We start from the raw sequence: 21,964 nt of genomic DNA, 5'->3' as shown, positions 1-21,964 counted from the left end.
TACAGCCCTGAGCGGGCTGTATGATCCGGCCATCGCGCTTTTGACCCGGGAACCGCTGTGGCGGAGCCGCCTTCTCGAACAGGTGGTCACCTATCCGCTCGAGACGGCCATGGCCGGCATTCCCGGACTGACCAGCACTCGCTCGTTGAGCCGCAACGGCTTCAGCCAGATCACGGTCATCTTCACCGACCAGACGGACATCTATTTCGCGCGCCAGCAGGTGGCCGAACGCCTCGCCCAGGCGCGCGAAAGCATGCCCGAGGGCGTGGAGCCGGCATTGGCGCCGATCACCACCGGCCTCGGCGAGGTCCTGATGTGGACCGTGGACTATCTGCCGTTCAACAGCCGCAACCTCGCCCGGCCGGGACAACCCGGCTGGCAGCCAGGCGGCGTCTACCTGACCCCCGAGGGGGAGCGGTTGACCACGCCCGAGGCGCGCGCCACCTACCTGCGCACTGTTCAGGACTGGATCGTCGCGCCGCAGATGCGGACGACGCCCGGGCTCGCCGGCGTCGACACCATCGGCGGCTATGTGAAGGAATACGCCGTCCGCCCCGACGCCGCCCGCCTGTCAGCGTATGGGCTGGGGCTGGGCGACCTCGTCACGGCCCTGGAGCGGGCCAACACCCAGGCCGGAGCCGGCTACGTCCAGCGCGGCGGCGAGGCGCTGACCGTCCGGACCGACGCCCTGGCCTCCACCGTCGAGGATCTTGCCCAGGCCCCGGTCGTCAACCGGGGCGGCCTGGTGGTGCGCGTCGCCGATGTGGCGACGGTCGAGGTCGGGCAAGCTCCGCGGCTGGGCGGCGCGAGCCGCGATGGCCACGAGTCGGTGCTCGGCACGGCCTTGATGATCGCCGGCGGCAACAGCCGCACCGTGGCCCAGGCCGCCGGAGAGCGCCTCGAGGAGGTGCGCGAGACCCTGCCCCCCGGGATCGAGGCGGTGACCGTGCTCGACCGAAGCGCCCTGGTGAACTCCACCATCGGCACGGTGGCGCGCAATCTGACCGAAGGCGCCCTGCTCGTCATCGTCGTGCTGTTCCTGCTGCTGGGGAACCTGCGGGCGGCGAGCATCACCGCCCTGATGATCCCGATCAGCTTCCTGTTCGCCGTCATCGGCATGAACCGCTTCGGCATCAGCGGAAACCTGATGAGCCTCGGCGCCCTCGACTTCGGCCTGATGGTCGACGGGGCGGTGGTGGTGGTGGAGAATACCCTGCTGATGATGACCCGGCGGCGCGCGGAATTGGGCCGCATGCTCAGCCGTCACGAACGACTGGACGTCGCCATGGCCGCGGCCCGGCAGATGGTGAAGCCGGCCGCCTTCGGCCAGCTGATCATTCTGCTGGTCTTCACCCCCCTGCTGATGCTCGAGGGCGTGGAGGGTAAGACCTTCATTCCCATGGGGGCGACCGTCATGCTCGCCCTGGTCGGCGCCTTCATCTTCTCCTTCACCTTCGTCCCGGCCATGACTGCGCTGCTGGTACGCGACCCGAAAAGCGCCCACCTCGACGCCAACGACCGCGTGCAGGAGCACGAAACCCGCGTCCTGCGCTTCGCCCGCCGCTGGATCCAACCCGCGATCAGCGCCGCCGTAGACAAGCCCCGTGTCGTGCTCGCCTCGGCCCTGGGCGCCTTGGTCGTCGGCAGTCTGGCCTTCGCCACCCTCGGCCGGGAGTTCATTCCCACCCTCGATGAGGGCGATATCGCCATGCAGGCCCTGCGGGTGCCGTCCGCTTCGCTGGACCAGTCCTTGGCTATGCAGATGGCCCTCGAGCGGGTCGTCAAGGCCCAGCCCGAGGTGGAGACGGTGTTCTCGCGCACCGGCACGGCGGAGGCCGCCGTCGATCCCATGCCGCGTAACATCTCCGACAGCGTGATCATCCTCAAGGACCGAGGCGACTGGCCAGACCCGGGCCTCGAAAAGGAGGCGCTCATCGAGCGCATTGAGGAGGCGGTTAGTCAGCAGATCGGCAATAATTTCGAGTTCAGCCAGCCGATCGAACTGCGCTTCAACGAACTGATCTCCGGCGTCCGGACCGATTTGGCGGTGCTGGTCTACGGCGACGACTTCGACACCCTGCAGAGGGTCGGCGAGCAGGTGGCTCGCGCATTGGAGGAAACACCGGGTTCCGCCGACGTTCGAGTGGAACAGGCGTCGGGGTTGCCGACGCTGACGGTCAGCGTCGACCGCTTCGCGGCGGCCAACTACGGCCTGTCGGCGGCGGACGTCTCGGAGGCGGTCTCCACCGCCATCGGCGGAACAGAGGCTGGACGCATCTTCGAAGGGGATCGGCGCTTCGACGTTGTCGTCCGTCTGCCCGAGGCGACCCGCAACGATCCAACCAGCCTGGCCGCCCTGCCGATCGTCTCCTCGACCGGCGTGGTGGTGCCCCTGTCCTCGGTGGCGCGCATCCAGACCGCCGAGGGGCCCAACCAGATCAGCCGCGACAACGGCAGTCGGCGCATGGTGGTGCAGGCCAACGTCCGCGGCCGGGATCTCGGCGGTTTCGTCACGGATGCGCAGACGCGGGTGGAGCGGATCGATCTTCCGCCGGGCGTCCGGCTCGATTGGGGCGGTCAGTTCGAGAATCTCAAGCGCGCCGAACAGCGTCTGGGCCTCGTGGTTCCGATCGTATTCATCCTCATCGGGGTCCTGCTTTTCATGGCCCTCGGCTCATTCGCTGAAGCCGGTCTGGTGTTCGCCTGCGTCCCGCTCGCCTTGGTCGGCGGGGCCCTGGCGCTGCTCTTGCGCGGCATGCCCTTCTCCGTCTCGGCGGCGGTCGGCTTCATCGCCGTCTCGGGGGTGGCGACCCTGAATGGCCTGGTGCTGATGCAGGCCATCCGCGAGCGGCTGACGGCGGGCCTGGCGCCGCGTGAGGCCGCGATCGAAGGGGCGTCCAGCCGCCTGCGGGCGGTTCTGACCACCGCCCTGGTGGCCATCGTGGGCTTTATTCCCATGGCCATCGCCCACGGGGCCGGGGCCGAGGTCCAGAAACCATTGGCCACAGTGGTCATCGGGGGCCTTTTGACGGCGACTGCGTTGACACTGCTGGTGTTGCCCACCTTCGCCGCCAAGGCGGTGAAGCATCGCAAGGCGGAAGGGATCGAGGATTGATGAGCGAACGAGACGAGACGGAAGGCGTCCAGCGCCGCACCCTGCTGGTGGTGTTGATCCTCAACGCCGCCCTGTTTGTAGGGCTCGGGATCGGCGGCTTGCTCGCCGATTCCAGCGCTCTGCTGGCCAATGCCCTGGACAATGCGTCTGACTCCGCCGTCTACCTCATCAGCTTTCTGGCGGTGGGCCGCGCCCTGATCTGGAAGACCCGCGCCGCCCGGGCCTCCGGAATCCTGCTGCTGATCTTCGCTGCGGGCGTCCTGCTGGACGTGCTGAGACGAACGCTGATGGGGACGGAGCCCATAGGCTGGACGATGATGGGCATGGCGGTGGTCGCCGCCATCGTGAACCTGGTGTGCCTGGAACTGATCCGGCGCCAACGCAGCGAGGATGTGAACATGAAGGCCGCCGAGACCTTCAGCTTCAACGATTTCGCCTCCAACGGCGGCATCCTGATCGCGGGTGGCCTGGTCCTGTGGCTGGATCAGTCCTGGCCGGATCTGGTCGTGGGCCTAATCGTGGCCGGCATCGCCGTGAAGGGCGGCGTCGACATCCTCCGCGACTCCCGGGCCGAAACGAGAGCGGGGGAAGAAGCCTGAGTGACGACGGCGGCTACGCCCATGATCACACGGCCGGGGCCAAAGCCCGGGTCGGTGGCGAAGTGAGCGGCCCGCGCTGATAACCATTCCTTGCCCCGTTGCGGACTAGGCTGCGCCCATGGTCCGCAGCGACGCCGCGCCGATGAAGTCCCGCCCACCGCGCATCGCCCGCGGCGGCTGGCTCGACGCGCTCCGCTTCATCGTCGGGGCGCTGATCATCCTCTACCATTTCCGCGAGGCCTCGCCGGTCCCGCTGCCCCAGCTGCATCCGGTGTTCGACCGCGGCTATCTGCTCACCGACTTCTTCATCATCGACTCCGGTTACGTCCTGGCGCGCATCTACGGCGACCGGCTCGCCGCCGGTCAGGCGTCGCTGCGCGCCTATGCGCGCCAGCGGCTGCTGCGGGTCATTCCGGCCCACCTCGTCGTCAGCCTTATCCTCGTCGTCCTCGTCGGCGGCGCGGCTCTGGCGGGGATCGCGCCCAGCAACCCGCGCTGGTTCGACTGGTCGCAGCTGCCGGCCCAGGTGCTGCTGCTCCAGGCCTGGGGCGTGCCGGGCGGGCAGGGGTGGAACGCCCCGACCTGGACGCTCTCGGCCCTGATTGCCTGCTACCTCCTGCTGCCCTGGATCTGCCGGGCCCTGTGGCGCTGGCCGCCGATCGCCGTGGTGATCGGCGCGACGCTGCTGGTCGTCGGCGCCGACCTCGCGGCCTCGCTGTGGCTCGGCGATCCGATCTACCGCCTGCCGATGCGCTACGGCGTCCTGCGCGCCTTGCCGCTGTTCCTGCTCGGGGTCGCGGCGGCCTTCTACGGTTCACGCGTCTATGTCGCATCCCGTCTGGCCGGCGCGATCGGGGTCGGCGCCGCCATCGCGCTTGTCATCCTTCAGGCCTTCGGCGCCTTCAGCCTGTTGTCGCTGGGCCTGATGACCGTGATCATCTGGGCCGCCGGGGCCGTATCGGTGCGCAGGCCGTCACGCCTGATCGAACATCTGGCCCTGATGTCGTTCTCGATGTTCCTGACCAATGAGGTCACCCGTATCGTTTGGTTCGGCCTGCTCGACGCCCTGGGCCAGGACGCCCTGTCGTCGGGGGTTCGCTGGGCGCTGTGGTCGATCGGTTTCATCGGCGCCTTCGCGGCCGCGGCGGTGTTCCGCTATGGCTTCGACCGGCCGGTGCAGAGCTGGCTCAACCCGTCGCGCGTCAGGCTGGCGGCTGCGGACAGGAACGCACCCGCGACGCCTCGGGCGTCAGGCGCCGTTGTGGCGGCCGAACACGCGGGTTGAACCATCGTTGAGGATCAGGACGGTCGTATAGGGTTCGCGCCCGGCGGCTTCCATGCCCGGCGAGCCAGCCGGCATGCCGGGGGCGCTCAGCGCCCGGGCGGCGGGGCGTTCGCTGAGCAGCCGGTCGACGTCGCCGGCCGGAACATGGCCCTCGATCGCATAGGGGCCGACGACCGCCGTGTGGCAGGAGGCCAGCCGGTCCGGAACGCCATGTTGCGCCCGGGTCGGCGCGAGATCTTCGCGCTCGACGACCTCGACGGTCCAGCCGGCCTGGCGCATGTGGGCGATCCAGCCGCCGCAGCAGCCGCACCAGGGCGTCTTGTAGGCGGTCATCCGCTTCGGCGGCGCGGCGAGGGCCGGGGCGGCGAAGGCGGCGAGGGACAGGCCGCTCAGGATGGACCGGCGGTCAAGGATGGTCGGAGAACGGTTCATGGCGGTCCTGGGTGACGATGACGCCGCGGCTTAGCCGGGCGTGTGACCTGCGTGCCCGCCGCTCTGCGGCGTTTCGGGAGCGGGCGCCGGAGCCGGGGCGGGTGCGTCCGGAGCCGGGGCCGGAGCGTTCATCTCGTCGCAGCACTCCATGGCGGCGCCGGGGGCCATGTCCTTGCAGCAGGCGCAGGCCTCCGCCGCGAGCACCGCGCCGGCGCTGAGGGCGAGGAAGGCGGCCGCCGCGGCGGCAATCTTGAGGGTCATCGCGGGTCTCCTTGAAATCGAGCCGCCTTGATCGGCCCGCGGGCGTCCGCCGTCAATGGGCGACCCCTGCGGTCAGGTGTCCACCCGTTCGACCGCGACCCAGCGTCCGCCGCGCTTCTCGACCACGAAGCGGGCGGACGTTTCCTCGAAGGCCGGCACGTCGCCGTCCCGGAACCAGATCCACGGGCGCGACCGGCTGCCCGGGCGCACGAAATAGGCGCGGCTGGAGCCGGCGTCCTGCCATTCGATGGTGACGGTCTTGCGGAGGGGCATGGCAAGAACAAAAGCAGAACACGAAGCGGGGTCAAGCCGGCTTCGCGCGCCCGCCGTCGTCATCCACAGGCGCACGCCGGGACGCCGCCCAGAAGGCTAAGGGCTCCGCCCTCGCGCGGGTCAGGGTGAAGCGGCTGCGCCGCCGGACCGGCCGGTCTCCCCGACCTTCCGCGCGGTCATGCTGTTCATTTTCATCATCGTCGTCGGCTTGTGCAGGCCGGGCGATCCCCCTCCGGCCGGTCCGCCCTGGCCCTTGCTACCCCGGTCTCGCCGACGGGCAGGGTTTCAGGCGCGCAGTTCGCGTCCCTGCAACCCATGCCCAAAGGAGGCAGACATGACTGCTCAATCCATCGAAACCGCCGCGACCGAAGCGACCGCGCCGCAGCACGGCTCGGAGATCACCGTGCCGCTCAACCGGCTCAAGGCCTCGCCGAAGAATGCGAGGAAGACGCCGCACAGCCCGGCGACCATCGAGGCCTTCGCGGCCTCCATCAAGGCCAAGGGGGTGTTGCAGCCGCCCGTGGTCGAGATCGAGCGGGACGGGGAGGGCGCGCCCACCGGAAACTACCTCGTCACCATCGGCGAAGGGCGCCGTCAGGGGCTGCGGCTGCTGGCCAAGCGCAAGGCCATCAAGCGGACCCATCCGGTGCGGGTCATCGTGGACGCCGAGAACGACGCCCACGAGATCAGCCTCGACGAAAACATGACCCGTGAGGCCATGCACCCCGCCGACCAGTTCGAGGCCTTCCAGCGGCTCGCCGCCGAGAAGGGCTACGGACCCGAAGAGATCGGCGCCCGGTTCGGAGTGTCGGCCCATGTGGTGCGCCAGCGGCTGCGGCTCGGGTCGGCGGCGCCGGAGTTGATGACGGCCTATCGGGAGGGGACGCTGGCGCTCGACCAACTGACCGCCTTCTGCGTCAGCGAGGACCGCGAGCGGCAACGGCAGGTGCTGGAGCAGATCGGGCCGCACACCCCGGCCTACGCCATCCGCCGCGCCATGACCGAGGCCAAGGTCCGCGTCGATGACCGGCGCGTCCGCTTCGTCGGCGTGGAGGCCTACGAGGCCGAGGGGGGCGGGGTGCTGCGCGACCTGTTCACCGAGGACGGCGGCGGCTGGCTGGAGGATGTGGTCCTGCTGGACCGGCTGGTCGGCGACAAGCTGACCGGACTGGCCGACGAGGCCCGCGAGCGCGAGGGCTGGAAATGGGCCGAGGCCTGTCTGGACTACCCCGACGTTTCGGCGTTCGGGCGGGTCTATCCGGTGGCGGTCGAACGGTCGGACGCGGACGTCGCCGAAATCGCGGCCCTGTCCGAGGAATACGACCGCCTCGTCTCTGAAACCGACGCGGCGGAAATGTTCCCCCCCGAGGTGGACGCCCGGCTGGAGGAGATCGACAAGGCCTTGCAGGCCTTCGGCCCGGACTTCGCCTATGCCGACGAGGCCAGGGCGCGGGCCGGGGTCGTGGTGACGCTGGGTCACGACGGCCTCGCCCGCTTCGAGCGCGGACTGGTCCGCGCCGAGGACGTGCCCGCCGATCCGCCGTCGCCGTGGCAGGAGGAAGAGGCGGCGGACGAGAGTGCGGACAATTCGCCGGGCTCGGAGGCGGAGGCCGCCGAGGACGAGGCGCCCTCGGCCTTGTCGGATCGTCTGCTGATCGACCTGACCGCCCACAAGACCATGGGTCTGCGCGACGCGGTGCAGGCCGATGTGAATGCGGCGCTGGCGACGGTGGTTCACGCGCTCGCCCTGCAGGTCTTCTATCCGGGCTACGGCGTCTGGACGCCGTTGCAGCTTCGGTTGACGACGACCGGGCTGGAGCGGCTGGCGCCGGGGGTGGAGGACGGCCCCGCCGGACGCCGGGTCAGCGACCGGTGCGAGGCGTGGGGCGCGCGCCTGCCCGAGCGCCCGGAAGACCTCTGGGGCGTGGTGGCCGCGCTGCCGCCTTCGGAGCAGTTGGACCTGATGGCCTGCTGCGCCGGGGTCGGTCTCTACGCGGTGCGCGATCCGCACGACCGGCGGCCCGGCGCCTTGGCGCAGGCCGAGACGCTGGCGACGGCTGTAGGGCTCGACATGGCCGGGACGTGGACGGCGACGGCGGCCAGTTACTTCTCGCGGGTGGCCAAGGCGCGGGTGCTGGAGGCGGTGACCGAGGCCGTCAATCCGGAGGAAGCGGGCCGGATCGCCGGGTTCAGAAAGGGCGACATGGCCGAGGCGGCGGAACGGCTAGTGGAGGGTCGGGGCTGGCTGCCGTCGGTGTTGCGGACGCAGGCTGGTGTGCCTGCGGAGGCGCAGGAGGCAGGCGAGGGTGCTGACGACGAAACCCGCACCGCGCCGAACGACGACGCCTATGCGTTCGCGGCCGAATAGCCGCAGCGCACAGATCGAGCGAAAACTCGCCGCGCGCCCTTTGGGGGCGCGCGGCTTTTTCATGGCTTGATGGCGGCTCGTGACTCTGAGCCGTCGTCGATCTGGTCTGCTTTGCGGGAGCGGGTAGCTAAGCAAATCGAGTATCGAGATCTTGGGGTGCGGACTCTGTTAATTTTGACCGCTGACGCAGGTCAGTCTGATCCTTCACCCTCCGTGAGGGCTGCCTCAGCGACCCGGTTCCAGAAGGTGCAAACCGCATCGTTGTATCGGTTCATGTCAGCCTCGCTGACGATGAACTGAGACAAGGGCTCTTTCGCGGGCATGTACCAAGGGCGCAGTCGGATGATCTCGCTATCGGGTGCCCACAGTTCCGGATGGGCTTCCCAAAGTTCGGTCAGGGAACGTCCCGGACCGTGCCTCACCGCATTAGCGACGAGGTGCAGTTCCCGGAGCGTGGCGTATTCCGGGAATGTCGAGAGGCCGCATCCCCGTAGGCGGCGGACGTGCTTGTCGACCGCTTCCGGCGACGCGCTTTTCCTGAATTTGGAGAAGTCCGTGGCACCTGATGATCCGAAGGCCTGGGTTTCGCACAACCATTCCACCACGTCGTTCTGCCACTGGCCGTTCAACGTCAGGGCGATGGCCTTGAGCAGATTGTTGCTGAGGGTGGGGATCCACCACTGACCTTCGCCACCGAGGTCCTCGTAAGCGTGACGGACCGCCTCGTGGTGACCCTTCATGCTGAAATAGAATAGTTCACCCGTCCGGTTCGCATAGCGCTGGACCGCGTGATCCAGCGTCCGGGAAATCCAGTCTTCGGGAACATCGAGACGTGCCTTCGTCATTAGCTTACGGTCACAGGTCGCGATGGATCGCTCAGGGGATGCCCAAACAGAACGCCCATTTCGTCTTGGTCGATGGGGACAAGCGCCCGGATCGTTCCGAGCTCCGCGTCGGCGCAGACGCAGACATCGGCGGTCCCGACAATGAGGAAGGCGAGCGGGCGTCGCTGCTCACGTCGCGACTTGAGCCAGGACGCCCGGTCGATCACCGAGGGGGTCGGGCGGAGTTCCGGGTGGGAATGCCATTCGCCAATATGGGTTACCAGACCGCCAGACCGTCTCCATGCTGCATCCGCAAAGGCCTGGTGACCGGCTGGAGATCGCCAGAACCGTGTCGGGGACCAACGGTCGCTGTTCTGAGGAGCGGAAGCGTCGATGACATGAAGATCGCGGCCACGATAGCTCCCCAACAGAATCCCACCGACCTCGTGTCGAAAGGCTGCGGCTTCTGCGATGGCCTTGATGCGGCTCAACACCATGTGTTCGACAAGGACGTTGCGGGGGCCGAAACTCAAGTCACCGGGCCTTGGCAGGCCGGACAAAGCGGCTCGATGGGCCAGTTTCGGTCCTTCGGAGGAGCCGTATGCTCGAGATCCAGCACCCGAGTGCGGACGCGAGGACCTGGCATGTCGGGTGCCGCCGCCCATTCAAGGGCGGCTTGAACGACAAGGGTGGCAGCGAGCATCGGCGCCGGGGCTGCATAGTTGATATGAGCGCCATCGCCGCAGGTGCCGCTCTCGACCGCCGTGGTCACGCCGGGTTTGAGGGGATTGGCTTTGAGTTCGCCGTGGTTAGGCCGCAAGCACTTTAGACAGGCATGGGCTGAGCGGGTGACCAGCACGGTCTGGGCCGCCAGACCATTGCCGTGGATGGCGGCGTGGATCACCGGGGGGAAGGGCTTGCCTAGGCGGCGGGTCGTTACGGCCAAATCGTTGAGACGAAGGCCCACAGGTGTTGAGCCAGTCGCGTCGATGACGAGGTCGTAGTCTTGGAGTCGGGCTGTGACCCCGAACACGTCGGTGGCCACGCCCTCCACCGTCAGGTCGGGATGGAGCCGTCGAACTTCGGCGGCGAGAGCGCCGGCCTTGGCGAGGCGAACCGCGGAAACCGGCAGGACATGGCGGCCAAAATTGGCGGTCGAGAACTGATCGCCGTCGATGATCAACATGGGGCGCTGAGATTGACCGGCGCCGGACCTCGCCAGCTCTAGGCAGACTCGGGAACCAATTGCGCCCGCGCCCACGACTGCGACGGCCTTTCCGATAAGGGGAGAAGGCGCGCTGAGCCGGCCGTTGACCAAGTCCGGGAGAGCGACGCTGTCGGCAAGGCCACGATCGAGGGTCATCTCGTTCTCTCCGTGAGATATGGATCGGGCGCGACGATTCTGGGGCGCTTTCGCATAGGCGATCCTGGCGAACTCGGGCCATTTGAATGACGCGGCGACGACCCCGTTCTCGGCCGCAAGGATGATGTGCCCCTTGTCCACCAAGGCAGGCGCAAATGCGTGGGCGATGGCGTCCGGCTCATCGACGAAATGCGCGATCCAAGTCTTTAGCGTGGCGAGGGTTTTGCCCGGCCCTCCGCCTCGCCGAATGTCGAAAGGGCGGTTGCCGCGCAGCACATATGCCTGCCGTACATCGTCAGGCTTGTCCCGGCTCCATCGGCTAACCCGTTCTGGTGTCGTGATCACCAAACTGTCTCGCCCGCCGACCCTGTTCCAGGTGCAGCAGCGCGCGCGACCGGAGAACCCTGCGGGGAGGTCCGTATAGAGATAGGTGTCAGGGTTCCAGTAGGAGACGAACTCCCTTTGGCGGTCGGCGAGCGTGGAAGCGTGGAGCACTTGGTCGAGCGTCTCTTTGGCGGACTCGAGCACCCTAAGGATGGCCCCTCCGGCATTGTAGGGATCATATTCCTCGACCTCTTTCTCGGCGAAGCAGAGGCTGTCATCGGCGTTCAGGTGGGCCAAAAGGCGCCTGCGGATCGCGAGGTCTTCGACATAGATCTTCGGTGGCGTCGTCATCACCGGATCAGTCACGCAGACCGCGACCGCGATGGTGGTCCTCCCCGACCGGAGGTCGCCGCGATAGCGGGTGATCCCGCGTCGGCTTTGCACATAGGCGAACCCTCGCGCCTTGAGGGCGGCGTCGAGGGCCGCCCAAGCGCGGGTCTCCAGAGGCGTCACCCGGAGGTCTGGGACCCCACCCGGGGCGATGGGCTTTGCGCTGCAACGGTGGAGCGCACCTGGCTTGCGGATGCGATGGGCGACACAAGAGCGGCGTTGTCCGGCACCCGATGACCGAAGAGCCTGCGGAAGCGCTCGACGACATTGAAGATGCTGGTCTCGTTGTTGAGAGCACCGTCCAATTCACTGGCGAGGGCGCGCGCTTTGAGTTCGAACTGGTTCTGCTCGGTTGTGGTCCAGTTGTCGTTCAGGGCCTTGTCGTCAACCACCGGGTTCCACACCACGCCCGCGATCTTGGCGGACAGGGCGCGGGCCACCACCAGCAGCCCGTCGTCGTCCCGCCCAGGCTGGGGCGGGGTATTGGCTTCGTCCAAGGCTTCAACAGCGCAGACCATCAGGACCAGAGAGCTCAAACGACAGCTGTCCCAGTGGTAGTCCCGCCACGCCTTGAGATAGCGAGTAAGCCGCTTTAGGTCGGTCCAGCTGGCATGACGCGCCGCCGCATTGACGAACCAGTCCTCGAGTTCCAGCGGGTCCGACTGCTCCCAGCCTGTAGTCCGGTGGGCGACATAGATCTCGCTCGGATCGAGCCGGATTTCGGGCGGCGGGGACGAGAACGCGGAGCCGTCCATTGCGCGATTGGCCGCCGCATGAAAGGCTTTTTCAAGTAGGGCCATCTTCACGTCAGGGATGGCGTAGATGTTGAGGTCGAGGTGCGCTTCCGCATCAATCACGACCCGGACGCAGATGCTTTTGCTTGTGTCGAGGGTCCAGCCTTGGGCGTCGCAGAGGGCGCCCAGGATGCGTTCGACGATCGCGAACAGCGTGTTCGAGGCCACGGCCGGGTTGAGCCCGACGATCGACATGGGGACATACATGCCGTCATCGAGGTCGAGTTGCTGACAGGCCTTCGCGGGCTGATTCAGCGTGCCGTACGCCCAAGATCCTTGGGTGCGGAACTTCGGGGTAAAGGACAGGGCGGCGGGGTCCGGAACCCCGTGCGCCTTGACCAGAGGGACCTCGTCCTGGGTCAGATAGGCACCGGCCACCCGCAGCCCTGCACGAAGCGCGTTGCGGACCAGCTTCTGTGCGGTCTGGAGTTTGTGCTTCTGCGCGTCGGTGATAACCAGTTCGCATCTCAGGCACGGTTGATTCGCCGCCTGATGAAGAAGCCGATGTGCATTATACCGCATGTTGTTGTCCTGAGCGCGCCCGAACCCTACATCTAGGGTTAAAGATTGTGACCGCAAGGGGGCGAAATGCATTCCGTTCTGGGTTGGAAGGCTTGGCTCACGGCAGCTTTGGCGATCTGCGTCGCGATCATTGGCGCGCGCTTGTTGGTCGGAAGCGAAATCCTCCCGTCATTGCAAAGCGGTATGAGCCTGACCTCGCTTTTAGTGACGGTTTTCGTCGCGACGCCGATCTGGCGGCTGCTGTGGCTTGTCCCCTATTTTCAACGCAAGGCTCCGCAGCTTGACGGGGAGTGGTCGGGCGTGGTCGCCTCGAATTGGTCCGTCGTCGAGCGGCTTAAGGAGGCGGCCAAACAGGCTGGCGCACCCGCTCTCGACGTGGATGACTTGGCTAGGCCCTTGCCGGACTTGGTCGAGGTTCCCGTGTCGGTGAAAATCCGGACCACCTTCGCCCGGATTTATCTCGAACTCGAAAGTGCCGACGATCGCTATCAGATATCAACCCTGAAGGCCGTTGAACTAAGGCCGGCGAACGAAGCCGGGGACGCCGTCCTCAGCTATGTCTTCGAGGGGCGGGTGTTGAACCCCAAGGCCGGCGATGTCGGCTGTTTCGACGGAGCCGCAACCCTGTCCTTGCGCTCACAGGCAAGTGGAGGTCTGGCTATGGCCGGGCCGACTTGGACTAACCGGGCTTGGAGTCGGGGCCTGAATACCGCAGGTGTCCTGCGTCTCACTCGGATCCGCGCCGACTTTTGGACGCCTCTGACATTCGGCTTGATAAAGCGCTAGCAGGTCGCCATCGCGGGGTCGGGCCGTCACCAGAACGGGCCTTTCGGCCCAGCAGAAGCGGCTTTCTGAATATCAAGCCCGGTATGGGAGCGAGGAGCGCCAGATTTCGAGCCCGTGAGACTGGAAGAAGTCGCTGGCCTCAGGGGCGGCGTCCGCAGACATGGTCGGGCCCATGCCGACGCTGACTATCGCCGACGAACCATCCTGGCGGGCGAGGGGCACATCCACATATCGCGTCGGCCCGAAACGGCCGGCGCGAAGACCCACTGGAAGCGCAGGTGTCTTTTCTCCGCCCGTCCGATTTCCACCAACGTCCTCGAGTGCGCCGTCGCCATTGCGAACTAGCATCCGCGATATCCGCACTTCGCGCTCGTCCGCGAAGCCAGGGTGTTTCATCGAAAAGAGGTCGACGCACAGGCGCCGCGCATAGTCCGAAAGCGTCGGGTGATCGTCAGGATCATCCTCTAGCTGTTGCTGGACGACGCCCAAGCCGAGACAGAGCATTCGGTCGACCAAGGCTTCGTCGTAAACCACGGTCCGGATCGCGACGCCGGCGTCGTGTTCGAGATGCCGTGCGTCCAAGCCCAGAACGCACCCGCCACCATCGCCCGCGTAGCTTCGCCACTGCCCCAGATCGTCGCGCCGAGGAGTCAATGACCCGATCATGAGGCCGGTGTTTGCGGTCAGCCCCTCAAGCTCCGACACGACGAAAATGCGGGTCGTGAGGTCCGTGTAGACCTGTCGATCCCGCATAAGGCCGATCAGTCGATCACGAGCATACGAAAACTCCGAAGCGTCGTTCAGCGCGGTATACTCGGAGAGCCGAAAGGTCCGGTTTTCAACGATCGCCCGCGCCGCCTCGATCGAGGTGTAGTGGTATACGACCGGACAGTGGTCCGAGCTGAAGTCCCAAGGCAAGGCCATGCGGAAGTTATGACCTGCCGTTGCTAAAGAGAATATGGCTGGAAGGGATTGGAAGTGTCGCTCACGCAGATCCGGATTTGACATCCGCTATAGAGCCGTCGCTCTTGGTTCGCTTGTGGCGCTCTCCGCAGTACCCAGCGCAATGAAGGCCGCTGCATTGTCGGCCTCCCGGCGGCAGGTCCTTCAAAAACAAGATCGCGCTTCGGGGAGCAGGGCGTCAAACCGCTTCGAGTTGCTGAACCCCGGACTTCCGATGCCTACTCAATCTCCAATTGGACACGGGCGGGTCTACGCTTCAGCTTGACCGTATGTATCTAACTGAAGCTCAAGCCCGCGCTCGCGCTGGCGTAGCAGAGGACGAGCCCGCTCATGTGCTGGCGTTCGCGCTCGCTCTCGACTCCGCGCTGAGCGCCCTGACAGATCGCTTCGACATTTTCCTCTCCCATTCCGTTCGGGACGCTAGTCTCGTCATGGGGGTGAAGCGGATCCTGGAGGAGGCCGGAAAGACCGTCTACGTGGACTGGATCAGCGATCCGAACCTTGACCGAAACGCAGTCACCGGCGCTACGGCAGAGAGGTTGCGGCATCGTATGAGGAAGTGCGACGCCTGCTTCTATCTCTTTTCCCGACATTCGAGGCGGTCGAGGTGGATGCCGTGGGAGCTCGGTTTTTTCGACGGCCATAACGGCAACGTCGCGATCCTTCCGCTGATCCCTCCAACGGGCGAACTCGACTTCACAGGCGAAGAGTATCTAGAGATTTATCCCAAGATAGACTTCGCAAACCTAAGCGGCAGCCCCAGCATATTCGTGAACCAAGTACGACGCACGGAGATGGGGTCGTACAAGTCCTATGATGAATGGCGGCGTGGCGCTGATAAGCTTAGACCCACGACCTAGCTACCCACCCGTCAGCCATTTCCGGAGAGGCGTTGCGGTGTTCGCTTTGTGATTTAGTACCATCCAGATGTCTTGGTCGCTGCCCTTCATCTGGCCCCAAACGATCCGGCGATAGAGGCCCAGATATTCCCATGAGGCCCAGGTCGAGTCGTGCAGATCGTCCGAGGACGGAAACAGAGCGATTTGTCCGAGGCCCTTGTAGCCGTCAGCCACTCCCAGCTCCCAAGGCACCCAGCGCGACTCCTTACTGTTCTTGCTCGTCAGAAGAACGAACCTGCTGCTCTGCTTGATGCGAGACTTCAGCAAATTGGCGGTTTCGTCCGTGGTGTAGGGAGGCATCTCCGGGTCGATTTCATCGATGTAGACCACGGCGCCGTGGTTCTGCAGGACGATCGTGGCACCCACGACAAGATCCTGGTCCTTGCTGGAGTGGGACAGGAAAGTTGAGCCGGCAGGGCTTCGCGCCGAAGCCGTGCGAAGCACGGAGGCCTGTTCGGTCAAAGTGATGTTCGCGGCGAAACCCCGAAGTTCCGCCCTTGTTACGAACCGGGTCACCTCAGTTGTCGTCCTGTGGCTTCGCCAGCCGTTGGAGTATCTCTCGAACGAGCTTCAGGAGCTTGTCGGGTGTTGTGGCCTGGTTTGACAGGACGGCTAGCTCTTCGTCGGTTGGCCTGGCCGCGCTTGCGCCCTGCGATGGGATAGCGGACCCAGTCAGATCTTGCGCGATTTGCTCGGCCGCGCCTCCGGTCGCACCGATGGGCAGTATGAAGGCCCCGGCCTCGCGCGCGACCTCGAACTCCTTCAACACGCCGTCCGCAACGATCTGAGAGCCGCCCTCGAGCTTTGCGCCGCCTAGGAAAATCACAATCCCGGCCTGTCGCGCCATCTCGGCGCGAAGCGCGGTCCATCGTTTCTGGTCCGGCTCCCTATCCGTCAGCGGTTGAGGGAAGGGTCGGACGATCAGCCGGCGGTCCAGATCCCACCCGCCGTCCTGACGGAGACGGTCGATAAAGCCCCCAATCACAGCTGGGCCGACCAGTAAGCCCGATCCGCTCACCAGATCCCGCCCGGTGTCCGCGATCAACCCGCCGACCGCCTCGGAAAGGCGATACAGATCGCCGGCGCGACCGTCGTCGCCGTCGAGCGGCCAGCTTCCACTGACCCATACCCGCATCGCGGCGACGCGGCGCTCTACCTGGCGCATCAGTTCGGGAATTTCGTCGTAATGCTCTACCTCGATTGTCCTCAGTCCGTAGCGGCGAAGGTCCTTGGCCCAGTGCTTATGCTGCGCCGTGCGGGCCCTGAACTCGTCCTCGGAAGAACAGTCCGCCAGGCTGGGCGGCTTCACGATTGCGAAGTGCTCCGGCGGCGCTTCAGTGAAGCTCTCACGAATGAGGGATAGCACGTGCCGGACATTGGGATCGGTCAGGCTGAGCCCGATGAAAAGAACGGACATGCTGCTGAGATGCGCCTGCAGCAGGGGGAGGAAGGCCCCACGCTTGGACCGATAGAGTTCGTAGTCGTCGGTCGAGATGACGATGTCGTCCATTCGGTCGACGGACCCATGCATCTTGTAGAGCCGTGCCGCGCCGGGCCGGGCGCGGAGCGAAAGGTCGGCCGCCCCGGAGACAACATCGACAGGCCGATTGATCACGGCGAAGGCGCGCTCGACCAGACGGTCGTAGTTCGTCGTCCAGATCTGCCGAACGGGGAGGCGCGCCAGCACCTCCAAGGTCGGCGGAACCGGTCGATCTTTGCCGATCTCTTGCCGGATCACGTTGCGGACGCCGGTCGCGGCACCGCTCTCGCTGATGTGCCACTGGGCCAGTGCGGCGAGGTCCTGGATGTCGCTGGAGCGGACACCGAGTTCCTCGCCGATGTCCTTAAGAAGCTCCGCCCAAGTCGGATATCCCGCGGCCTTCGAAACACCGGCGCCGACGAACACTGCGCCAACGCCTTCGTGGAGGGCAGCTGGAAAATCCTTGAGAAAGCGATTTCGGCTTGACGTAGGCATCCTACCGTCCGGCCCGCTTGGCCGCCTCTTCAATCCGAGCCGCCAACCGGGCGTGATCGGCATACTTGTAGACGGGCGCCCCGGCCCTCGTAAGAAGAGCCGGGGTAGCGCCGGCAAGATCCGTATTTCCGAGCCTATCCTTGAGCTCGTGAATCTGGATGCCCACTATCCCGTTGCCCCGCGCGATCGATTGGCTGATTTCGTAGTCGATGTACTTGCGGCCCGCTGAGGCCGCGCCGATGCAAACAACCGTAACCGACGTGTTGAGCAGCGCGTCGTCGATCATCTTCTTGATCGCCGTATCGCCCTTCTTTTTGGCTTCTTCCCAGAGCGAGGCGTCATGGAACCCGACCGCCGCGGTGCCCACGATCTCGCCGATGTTGCGAATCTGATTCACACGCCAGATGTCGCGTTGATAGTGAAAACTGAAGAACACCCGACGTGCCATGTTTCCCTCCACGGGTCTGAATCGCCCCTTGCTAACGCTTGGGTTGCGCTCGGCGGTCCTCCGAGTCAACGGCTACGGTTGTCGGATATTCCCGCCACTACGGGTTCGCGATCGGACAGCCAGCCATACGATGTATGTTGGTCCGCCGCCGCGTGCGGACAACTTCGATTTTGTCGAAACATCTAGTTCTCGGCGGCGGACTGATGTCCGCTCTTTGGCGCTTCACCGCAGTCTTATCTGTCCGTAGCCCCAGGGAGGAGGCGATGGTCATCCGCGGGATATCCGGAGGCGTCGCCATTCGGAACCCCGTCGCGGCGCTTGGGTTGGACTCCGATCAACCAAGGAGCCCTCCGATGCAAATCCAACCAATGATCAGCACCCATCCCGACGTGCGCGGAAGCGTCAACGACAGTCTCGTTCGCGCGATCGAAGCGGCTTACGGCTGCGCCGCGGTGTGCCACATCTGCGCCGATGCCTGCCTGGCCGAGGATATGGTGAAGGATCTCACCCAGTGCATCCGCCTCAATCTTGATTGCGCCGACGTCTGCCTGGCCACGGCCGGCCTCGCCGCGCGTCGCGCCGGCAGCCACGAGACACTGATCCAGCGCATGCTCGAGACTTGCGCCGAGGCCTGCGCGGATTGCGCTGTCGAATGTGAGAAACACGCCGAGATGCACGAGCATTGCCGCATCTGCGCCGAGGAATGCCGCCGCTGCGAAAACGCTTGCCGCGAGGCTGCCTCCTCGATCACACCGTCACGCCATTGAGGCCGATCGCCGTCAACGGCACTCGACCGTCAGATGCCCGAGCTCGTGGACCGGCCTCAGCCGGTCGCGAACGGTCGCGACATCCACAGCCCCGGTCACGCTGACGATAGCCGAGTGCGCGTCCGGCCCGATGCGCCAGACGTGCAGATCGGTGATCCGGGCGTCGCCCGGCCCCTCGACGAATTCGCGGACCTCGGCCTCGATGGCGGTGTCCGTTGTGTCGAGCAGCACCGCGGCGGTGTCGCGCATCAGGGACCACGACCACCGGGCGATGACGATCGCGCCGACGATGCCCATCAGCGGGTCTAGCCAGACCCATCCCATATAGCGGCCCGCAAGCAGGGCGATGATCGCCAGCACCGAGGTCAGGGCGTCGGCCAGCACATGGATGTAGGCGGCGCGCAGGTTGTTGTCGCGATGGCCGCCATGACCGTGCTGGTGATCATGGTCGTCGTGATGATCGTGGTCGTGGTGATGGCCATGCCCGTGGCCATGACGACCGTGGTGGTGCCCCCCGCCGGACAGAAGGACGGCGCTGACCAGATTGACCACGAGACCCAGGATGGCGACCAGCGTCGCCTGGCCGAAGGCGACCGAGCGCGGATCGATCAGGCGGCCGATGGACTCTCCCGCGATCCCGAGCGCCACGATGCCCAGAACCAGCGCCGAGGCGAACCCCGCCAGGTCCCCGACCTTGCCGGTCCCGAAGCTGAAGCGCCGGTTGGCGGCATGCCGCTTGGCGTAGGCGTAGGCGCCGGCCGCAACGGCCAGGGCGCCGGCGTGGGTCGCCATGTGAAAGCCGTCGGCCAGCAGGGCCATCGAGCCGTAGACCAGGCCGGCGATGATCTCCCCGACCATCATGACGGCCGTCAGGCCGACCACCCACAGCGTTCGCCGTGCGCTGTCGTCGTGCGAACGGCTGAGGAAATAGTGGTCGTGGGTCAGATAGTCGGTCTCGGACGCGGACATGGCGCGGGCCTTACTTTGAATAGCGGCGAATGATGGCGATCAACTCGTCGGCGCCGCCCTGCCGGGCGTCCTCGCTCAGATCGGGATGAGCGACGTGGTGGCGCAGATGGTCTTCAATCAACTCTTCCAGAAGCCCGCCCATGGCGCCCCGCGCGGCCGCGACCTGCTGCAGGATTTGCGAACACCCGGCTTCAGACTCGATGGCGCGCTCTATTGCGCTGAGCTGACCCGAGATCCTCCGGACCCGCGCGACGAGCTTCTTCTTGTTCGTGGAGGTATGCGCCATGGATACTCCCCTATAGTATCTTGCACCGGCGCGCGACACCTCCTATGAGGCCGCTTCCTGTTGGGGAGTAGCTTCCGGCGTCTGATCGCCGGGGTCGGATCAACACACTCGCGTTTCGGCGCGCGGTCCGACCAGCGGAACCGCCGCCTAGCGAGACCAGCGCGTCCCACCGCCGCACCGGCCGGGGAGGGAAGCGCTGTTCGTTGCCGGGTGGATGCTCGTCATGACTCCTGTCGCCATCGCCGTTCTGTCTCTCAGCATGTCTACCGACGCCTTCGCCGCCGCCGTTGGGCGTGGTGCTTTGCATCGACCGAACCTGGCCGGCGCCGTGAAGGCAGGCCTGGTATTCGGGTGTATCGAGGCCATCACCCCGGTGATTGGCTGGGGGCTCGGCATGGTCGCTGCAGGCCTCGTCGAACGCGTGGATCATTGGATCGCCTTCGGCCTCCTCGCCGCTGTTGGCGGCAAGATGATCTGGGAAGCGACCCGTCCCCTGGCTGAGGATGCCCCACGCCGGTCCGGACCTTGGGCGCTGATCGCCATGGCGGTCGGGACCAGCATCGACGCGGCGGCTGTTGGCGTCGGCCTGGCCTTCATCGGAGCCAATATCTGGGTTATCGCGGCCTCAATCGGCGTCACGACCTTCCTGCTGACCACGATCGGCATGCTGATTGGCCGGGCCGTCGGCCAGCGTTTTGGCAAGATCGCCGAGCTTCTGGGAGGGCTCGCGCTTGTCGCGCTCGGTCTGATGATCCTGCTTGAGCACCTCGGCGTCATCGGCGCGTGATTGCCAGGACCCTACCGGCTCGACAGGGTGCGCAGGTCATCACCTATGCGATCGATCCGAGTTCTGCGATCACCGGACACCGAACCCGCCCGCCTTCGCTGCAGTCCGCGACGGCCTGCTTAAGCACCGTCCGGAGCCGCTCCAGATCCGCGATTTTGGCGTCCACGCTGGCGATGTGGTCCTGGGCCATGTCGCGGACTTCGCAGCAGGCCTGGACGCCCGGCTCACTCAACGCGATCAGCCGCCGAATGGCGTCGATGCCGAATCCCAGTTCGCGGGACCGGCGGATGAAGCGCAGGCGTTGGGCGTGTTCCGGCTCATAGCTCCTGTGTCCGCCCTCGGTGCGGGCCGGGGCGGGCATCAGGCCGATCCGCTCGTAGTAGCGCACCGTTTCCAAGTTCACCCCGGCGCTCTCTGCGAGGCGCCCGATCGTCAAACTTCGTGCGGACATGGCTCTTGATCCCGTAGCGGCTACGGGTTGTAGCCTGTAGCAGAAATCGAACGGGAGGCCCCATGGCCATCGATCAAGACCGGCCCAACATTCCTGAGGTCGCCGTCAGCGCCTCGGCCGCCATCGGCGGTGTGGCCTCGGTGTTCGCCTGGGCCGCGTGCTGTGTACTGCCTCTGGCTCTCTCGGTGGCGGGCGTGTCCTTCGCCGGCGCCGCGGTCATCGCGGGCGCGCGAACCTGGCTGACGCTTCTGGCCGCCGTCATCTTGGCCGCCGGCTGGCTGCTGCATTGGCGTCGCCTGCGGATGTGTCGGAAGGACGCATCCTGCCGCCGGCCCTCGCGTCTGGCGTTCTGGCTGCTGGTGATCGCCAGCCTGCTGATCGTCCTGTCCCTGGCCTGGCAGCCCTACATCGAACCATGGGCCATGCCGCGACTGGCGGCCATGCGATGAGCCCCGCCATCGTTCTGGAATCGACGCTGACCTGCCCGCACTGCGGTCACGTCGCGACCGAGACCATGCCCACCGACGCCTGCATCTGGTTTTACGATTGCCTCGGTTGCGGCGTGAAGCTGAAGCCTCAACCCGGCGATTGCTGCGTGTTCTGCTCCTATGCCGACGTGCCGTGTCCGCCGATCCAGGTGGATGGAAAGGGCTGTTGCGGCTAGGCTTAGGCGGCACTGCTGCATTCCGGAGTTCGCCGTGACCGATCACGCCACGCCCAACCTGCCGTCGCGGGATTTCGAAGCTACGTCCCAGTTCTACACTCGACTGGGCTTCCAGCAGGGCTGGCGCGACGAAGGGTGGATGATCCTGAAACGGGGCGGGCTGACGCTTGAGTTCTTCCCGCACCCGGAACTTGATCCGCTGACCAGCAACTTCAGCTGTTGCCTGCGGCTTGACGATCTCGACGCGTTCTACGCCGTGTGCCTTGGCACCGGACTGCCGGAGACGTGCTGGGGCCAACCCCGATTGCACGCGCCCAAGATCGAGGAGTCGGGCATGCGGATCGGCGCGCTCATCGACCCGGACGGAACCCTGATCCGCCTGATCCAGAACTGAGGCTTCGCGCCTTGCCCCGATGCAC

At 65.9% G+C, this 21,964-nt stretch carries 25 protein-coding genes; 11 read left to right on the top strand and 14 right to left on the bottom strand.

Annotated elements, in window-relative coordinates:
* The first annotated feature begins 16 nt into the window (after positions 1-16).
* From ACETK8_RS13445 to ACETK8_RS13435, 3 genes are all read left to right on the top strand, one after another.
* Complete coding sequence (locus ACETK8_RS13445; RefSeq protein ID WP_374039404.1) at positions 17-3,115, top strand: efflux RND transporter permease subunit; 3,099 nt, start codon at positions 17-19, stop codon at positions 3,113-3,115.
* A complete protein-coding gene (locus tag ACETK8_RS13440) occupies positions 3,115-3,714 on the top strand; it encodes a cation transporter (protein ID WP_054765668.1) in 600 nt (199 codons plus the stop codon). Before ACETK8_RS13445 ends, ACETK8_RS13440 begins: the two co-directional genes overlap by 1 nt.
* Before the next feature lie 118 nt (positions 3,715-3,832).
* Positions 3,833-4,999: an acyltransferase family protein gene (locus ACETK8_RS13435; protein WP_248119723.1), complete on the top strand. Its 1,167-nt coding sequence runs from the start codon at positions 3,833-3,835 to the stop codon at positions 4,997-4,999.
* On the opposite strand, the gene ACETK8_RS13430 is transcribed toward ACETK8_RS13435, so the two are convergent.
* The 3 genes from ACETK8_RS13430 to ACETK8_RS13420 all read right to left on the bottom strand — a co-directional run bounded on the left by ACETK8_RS13430 (position 4,964) and on the right by ACETK8_RS13420 (position 5,965).
* Entirely contained in the window at positions 4,964-5,431 is a 468-nt protein-coding gene (locus tag ACETK8_RS13430) for a DUF411 domain-containing protein (RefSeq protein WP_066550992.1), read from the bottom strand. The genes ACETK8_RS13435 and ACETK8_RS13430 overlap by 36 nt on opposite strands.
* 30 nt (positions 5,432-5,461) lie before the next feature.
* On the bottom strand, positions 5,462-5,692 hold the full coding sequence (locus tag ACETK8_RS13425; protein ID WP_054765671.1) for a hypothetical protein: 231 nt from the start codon (positions 5,690-5,692) through the stop codon (positions 5,462-5,464).
* 72 nt (positions 5,693-5,764) lie between these two features.
* Positions 5,765-5,965 (bottom strand): hypothetical protein, encoded by a 201-nt coding sequence (locus ACETK8_RS13420; RefSeq protein WP_066550996.1) that lies wholly within the window; start codon positions 5,963-5,965, stop codon positions 5,765-5,767.
* 334 nt (positions 5,966-6,299) lie between these two features.
* Between ACETK8_RS13420 and ACETK8_RS13415 the strand changes: the two genes are divergently transcribed.
* On the top strand, positions 6,300-8,333 hold the full coding sequence (locus tag ACETK8_RS13415) for a ParB/RepB/Spo0J family partition protein (RefSeq protein ID WP_374036359.1): 2,034 nt from the start codon (positions 6,300-6,302) through the stop codon (positions 8,331-8,333).
* A 191-nt stretch (positions 8,334-8,524) separates the two neighbouring features.
* On the opposite strand, the gene ACETK8_RS13410 is transcribed toward ACETK8_RS13415, so the two are convergent.
* From ACETK8_RS13410 to ACETK8_RS13395, 4 genes are read right to left on the bottom strand one after another with little or no spacing between them, the layout of a single operon-like run.
* Positions 8,525-9,178: a hypothetical protein gene (locus ACETK8_RS13410; RefSeq protein ID WP_054765674.1), complete on the bottom strand. Its 654-nt coding sequence runs from the start codon at positions 9,176-9,178 to the stop codon at positions 8,525-8,527.
* The gene (locus tag ACETK8_RS13405) at positions 9,178-9,654 is read right to left on the bottom strand and encodes a Mov34/MPN/PAD-1 family protein (protein WP_081602746.1); all 477 of its coding nucleotides are present in this window, start codon (positions 9,652-9,654) and stop codon (positions 9,178-9,180) included. The genes ACETK8_RS13410 and ACETK8_RS13405 overlap by 1 nt, the downstream gene beginning before the upstream one ends.
* A 32-nt stretch (positions 9,655-9,686) precedes the next feature.
* Positions 9,687-11,357, bottom strand: a complete 1,671-nt coding sequence (locus ACETK8_RS13400; RefSeq protein WP_003169300.1) for a ThiF family adenylyltransferase — start codon at positions 11,355-11,357, stop codon at positions 9,687-9,689.
* Complete coding sequence (locus ACETK8_RS13395) at positions 11,354-12,550, bottom strand: CBASS cGAMP synthase (protein ID WP_112862343.1); 1,197 nt, start codon at positions 12,548-12,550, stop codon at positions 11,354-11,356. The genes ACETK8_RS13400 and ACETK8_RS13395 overlap by 4 nt, the downstream gene beginning before the upstream one ends.
* A gap of 66 nt (positions 12,551-12,616) precedes the next feature.
* Between ACETK8_RS13395 and ACETK8_RS13390 the strand changes: the two genes are divergently transcribed.
* Positions 12,617-13,336 carry a hypothetical protein gene (locus ACETK8_RS13390; RefSeq protein ID WP_054765677.1) on the top strand — a complete coding sequence of 240 codons (720 nt, stop codon included), beginning with the start codon at positions 12,617-12,619 and terminating at the stop codon, positions 13,334-13,336.
* A 72-nt stretch (positions 13,337-13,408) separates the two neighbouring features.
* On the opposite strand, the gene ACETK8_RS13385 is transcribed toward ACETK8_RS13390, so the two are convergent.
* The gene (locus tag ACETK8_RS13385) at positions 13,409-14,260 is read right to left on the bottom strand and encodes a DUF2971 domain-containing protein (protein ID WP_054765678.1); all 852 of its coding nucleotides are present in this window, start codon (positions 14,258-14,260) and stop codon (positions 13,409-13,411) included.
* Between the two features lie 371 nt (positions 14,261-14,631).
* On the opposite strand from ACETK8_RS13385, the gene ACETK8_RS13380 reads away from it, so the two are divergent.
* Positions 14,632-15,159, top strand: a complete 528-nt coding sequence (locus tag ACETK8_RS13380; protein ID WP_054765679.1) for a toll/interleukin-1 receptor domain-containing protein — start codon at positions 14,632-14,634, stop codon at positions 15,157-15,159.
* Here the strand turns inward: ACETK8_RS13380 and ACETK8_RS13375 are convergent, their stop codons facing one another.
* From ACETK8_RS13375 to ACETK8_RS13365, 3 genes are read right to left on the bottom strand one after another with little or no spacing between them, the layout of a single operon-like run.
* On the bottom strand, positions 15,160-15,660 hold the full coding sequence (locus tag ACETK8_RS13375; RefSeq protein WP_197273301.1) for a toll/interleukin-1 receptor domain-containing protein: 501 nt from the start codon (positions 15,658-15,660) through the stop codon (positions 15,160-15,162).
* 55 nt (positions 15,661-15,715) lie between these two features.
* Positions 15,716-17,173: an SIR2 family protein gene (locus ACETK8_RS13370; RefSeq protein WP_054765681.1), complete on the bottom strand. Its 1,458-nt coding sequence runs from the start codon at positions 17,171-17,173 to the stop codon at positions 15,716-15,718.
* Position 17,174: 1 nt separating this feature from the next.
* Positions 17,175-17,621, bottom strand: coding sequence for a TIR domain-containing protein (locus tag ACETK8_RS13365; RefSeq protein WP_054765682.1), 447 nt, complete (start codon positions 17,619-17,621; stop codon positions 17,175-17,177).
* 353 nt (positions 17,622-17,974) lie between these two features.
* On the opposite strand from ACETK8_RS13365, the gene ACETK8_RS13360 reads away from it, so the two are divergent.
* The gene (locus tag ACETK8_RS13360; RefSeq protein ID WP_054765683.1) at positions 17,975-18,388 is read left to right on the top strand and encodes a four-helix bundle copper-binding protein; all 414 of its coding nucleotides are present in this window, start codon (positions 17,975-17,977) and stop codon (positions 18,386-18,388) included.
* Positions 18,389-18,400: 12 nt separating this feature from the next.
* Here ACETK8_RS13360 and dmeF read toward each other — a convergent pair whose 3' ends face one another.
* A complete protein-coding gene (gene dmeF, locus ACETK8_RS13355; protein WP_054765684.1) occupies positions 18,401-19,357 on the bottom strand; it encodes a CDF family Co(II)/Ni(II) efflux transporter DmeF in 957 nt (318 codons plus the stop codon).
* Positions 19,358-19,367: 10 nt separating this feature from the next.
* The gene (locus ACETK8_RS13350) at positions 19,368-19,643 is read right to left on the bottom strand and encodes a metal/formaldehyde-sensitive transcriptional repressor (RefSeq protein WP_054765685.1); all 276 of its coding nucleotides are present in this window, start codon (positions 19,641-19,643) and stop codon (positions 19,368-19,370) included.
* Positions 19,644-19,866: 223 nt separating this feature from the next.
* Here ACETK8_RS13350 and ACETK8_RS13345 point away from each other — a divergent pair, with 223 nt between their 5' ends.
* Positions 19,867-20,430 carry a manganese efflux pump MntP family protein gene (locus tag ACETK8_RS13345; protein WP_054766931.1) on the top strand — a complete coding sequence of 188 codons (564 nt, stop codon included), beginning with the start codon at positions 19,867-19,869 and terminating at the stop codon, positions 20,428-20,430.
* Positions 20,431-20,473: 43 nt separating this feature from the next.
* Here the strand turns inward: ACETK8_RS13345 and ACETK8_RS13340 are convergent, their stop codons facing one another.
* Positions 20,474-20,833, bottom strand: coding sequence for a MerR family transcriptional regulator (locus ACETK8_RS13340; RefSeq protein WP_248119735.1), 360 nt, complete (start codon positions 20,831-20,833; stop codon positions 20,474-20,476).
* A gap of 110 nt (positions 20,834-20,943) precedes the next feature.
* On the opposite strand from ACETK8_RS13340, the gene ACETK8_RS13335 reads away from it, so the two are divergent.
* From ACETK8_RS13335 to ACETK8_RS13325, 3 genes are read left to right on the top strand one after another with little or no spacing between them, the layout of a single operon-like run.
* Positions 20,944-21,330 (top strand): MFS transporter permease, encoded by a 387-nt coding sequence (locus ACETK8_RS13335; protein ID WP_066624881.1) that lies wholly within the window; start codon positions 20,944-20,946, stop codon positions 21,328-21,330.
* Positions 21,327-21,545, top strand: a complete 219-nt coding sequence (locus ACETK8_RS13330) for a GDCCVxC domain-containing (seleno)protein (RefSeq protein ID WP_054765688.1) — start codon at positions 21,327-21,329, stop codon at positions 21,543-21,545. Before ACETK8_RS13335 ends, ACETK8_RS13330 begins: the two co-directional genes overlap by 4 nt.
* 34 nt (positions 21,546-21,579) lie before the next feature.
* Entirely contained in the window at positions 21,580-21,939 is a 360-nt protein-coding gene (locus ACETK8_RS13325; RefSeq protein ID WP_054765689.1) for a bleomycin resistance protein, read from the top strand.
* Positions 21,940-21,964 lie beyond the last annotated feature (25 nt).

This window comes from Brevundimonas staleyi (assembly GCF_041893865.1).
In the GTDB taxonomy this organism is placed as follows: Bacteria; Pseudomonadota; Alphaproteobacteria; order Caulobacterales; family Caulobacteraceae; genus Brevundimonas; species Brevundimonas staleyi.
Note: the sequence above shows the minus strand (reverse complement) of the source record. Positions and strands in the feature narration are given on the sequence as shown.

Coding starts and splice junctions, on each gene's coding strand:
- ACETK8_RS13440 (WP_054765668.1), top strand. CDS start 3,115: ATGAGCGAACGAGACGAGACGGAAGGCGTCCAGCGCCGCACCCTGCTG.
- ACETK8_RS13435 (WP_248119723.1), top strand. CDS start 3,833: ATGGTCCGCAGCGACGCCGCGCCGATGAAGTCCCGCCCACCGCGCATC.
- ACETK8_RS13430 (WP_066550992.1), bottom strand. CDS start 5,431: ATGAACCGTTCTCCGACCATCCTTGACCGCCGGTCCATCCTGAGCGGC.
- ACETK8_RS13425 (WP_054765671.1), bottom strand. CDS start 5,692: ATGACCCTCAAGATTGCCGCCGCGGCGGCCGCCTTCCTCGCCCTCAGC.
- ACETK8_RS13420 (WP_066550996.1), bottom strand. CDS start 5,965: ATGCCCCTCCGCAAGACCGTCACCATCGAATGGCAGGACGCCGGCTCC.
- ACETK8_RS13415 (WP_374036359.1), top strand. CDS start 6,300: ATGACTGCTCAATCCATCGAAACCGCCGCGACCGAAGCGACCGCGCCG.
- ACETK8_RS13410 (WP_054765674.1), bottom strand. CDS start 9,178: ATGACGAAGGCACGTCTCGATGTTCCCGAAGACTGGATTTCCCGGACG.
- ACETK8_RS13405 (WP_081602746.1), bottom strand. CDS start 9,654: ATGGTGTTGAGCCGCATCAAGGCCATCGCAGAAGCCGCAGCCTTTCGA.
- ACETK8_RS13395 (WP_112862343.1), bottom strand. CDS start 12,550: ATGCGGTATAATGCACATCGGCTTCTTCATCAGGCGGCGAATCAACCG.
- ACETK8_RS13390 (WP_054765677.1), top strand. CDS start 12,617: ATGCATTCCGTTCTGGGTTGGAAGGCTTGGCTCACGGCAGCTTTGGCG.
- ACETK8_RS13385 (WP_054765678.1), bottom strand. CDS start 14,260: ATGGCCTTGCCTTGGGACTTCAGCTCGGACCACTGTCCGGTCGTATAC.
- ACETK8_RS13370 (WP_054765681.1), bottom strand. CDS start 17,173: ATGCCTACGTCAAGCCGAAATCGCTTTCTCAAGGATTTTCCAGCTGCC.
- ACETK8_RS13365 (WP_054765682.1), bottom strand. CDS start 17,621: ATGGCACGTCGGGTGTTCTTCAGTTTTCACTATCAACGCGACATCTGG.
- ACETK8_RS13360 (WP_054765683.1), top strand. CDS start 17,975: ATGCAAATCCAACCAATGATCAGCACCCATCCCGACGTGCGCGGAAGC.
- dmeF (WP_054765684.1), bottom strand. CDS start 19,357: ATGTCCGCGTCCGAGACCGACTATCTGACCCACGACCACTATTTCCTC.
- ACETK8_RS13350 (WP_054765685.1), bottom strand. CDS start 19,643: ATGGCGCATACCTCCACGAACAAGAAGAAGCTCGTCGCGCGGGTCCGG.
- ACETK8_RS13345 (WP_054766931.1), top strand. CDS start 19,867: ATGACTCCTGTCGCCATCGCCGTTCTGTCTCTCAGCATGTCTACCGAC.
- ACETK8_RS13335 (WP_066624881.1), top strand. CDS start 20,944: ATGGCCATCGATCAAGACCGGCCCAACATTCCTGAGGTCGCCGTCAGC.
- ACETK8_RS13330 (WP_054765688.1), top strand. CDS start 21,327: ATGAGCCCCGCCATCGTTCTGGAATCGACGCTGACCTGCCCGCACTGC.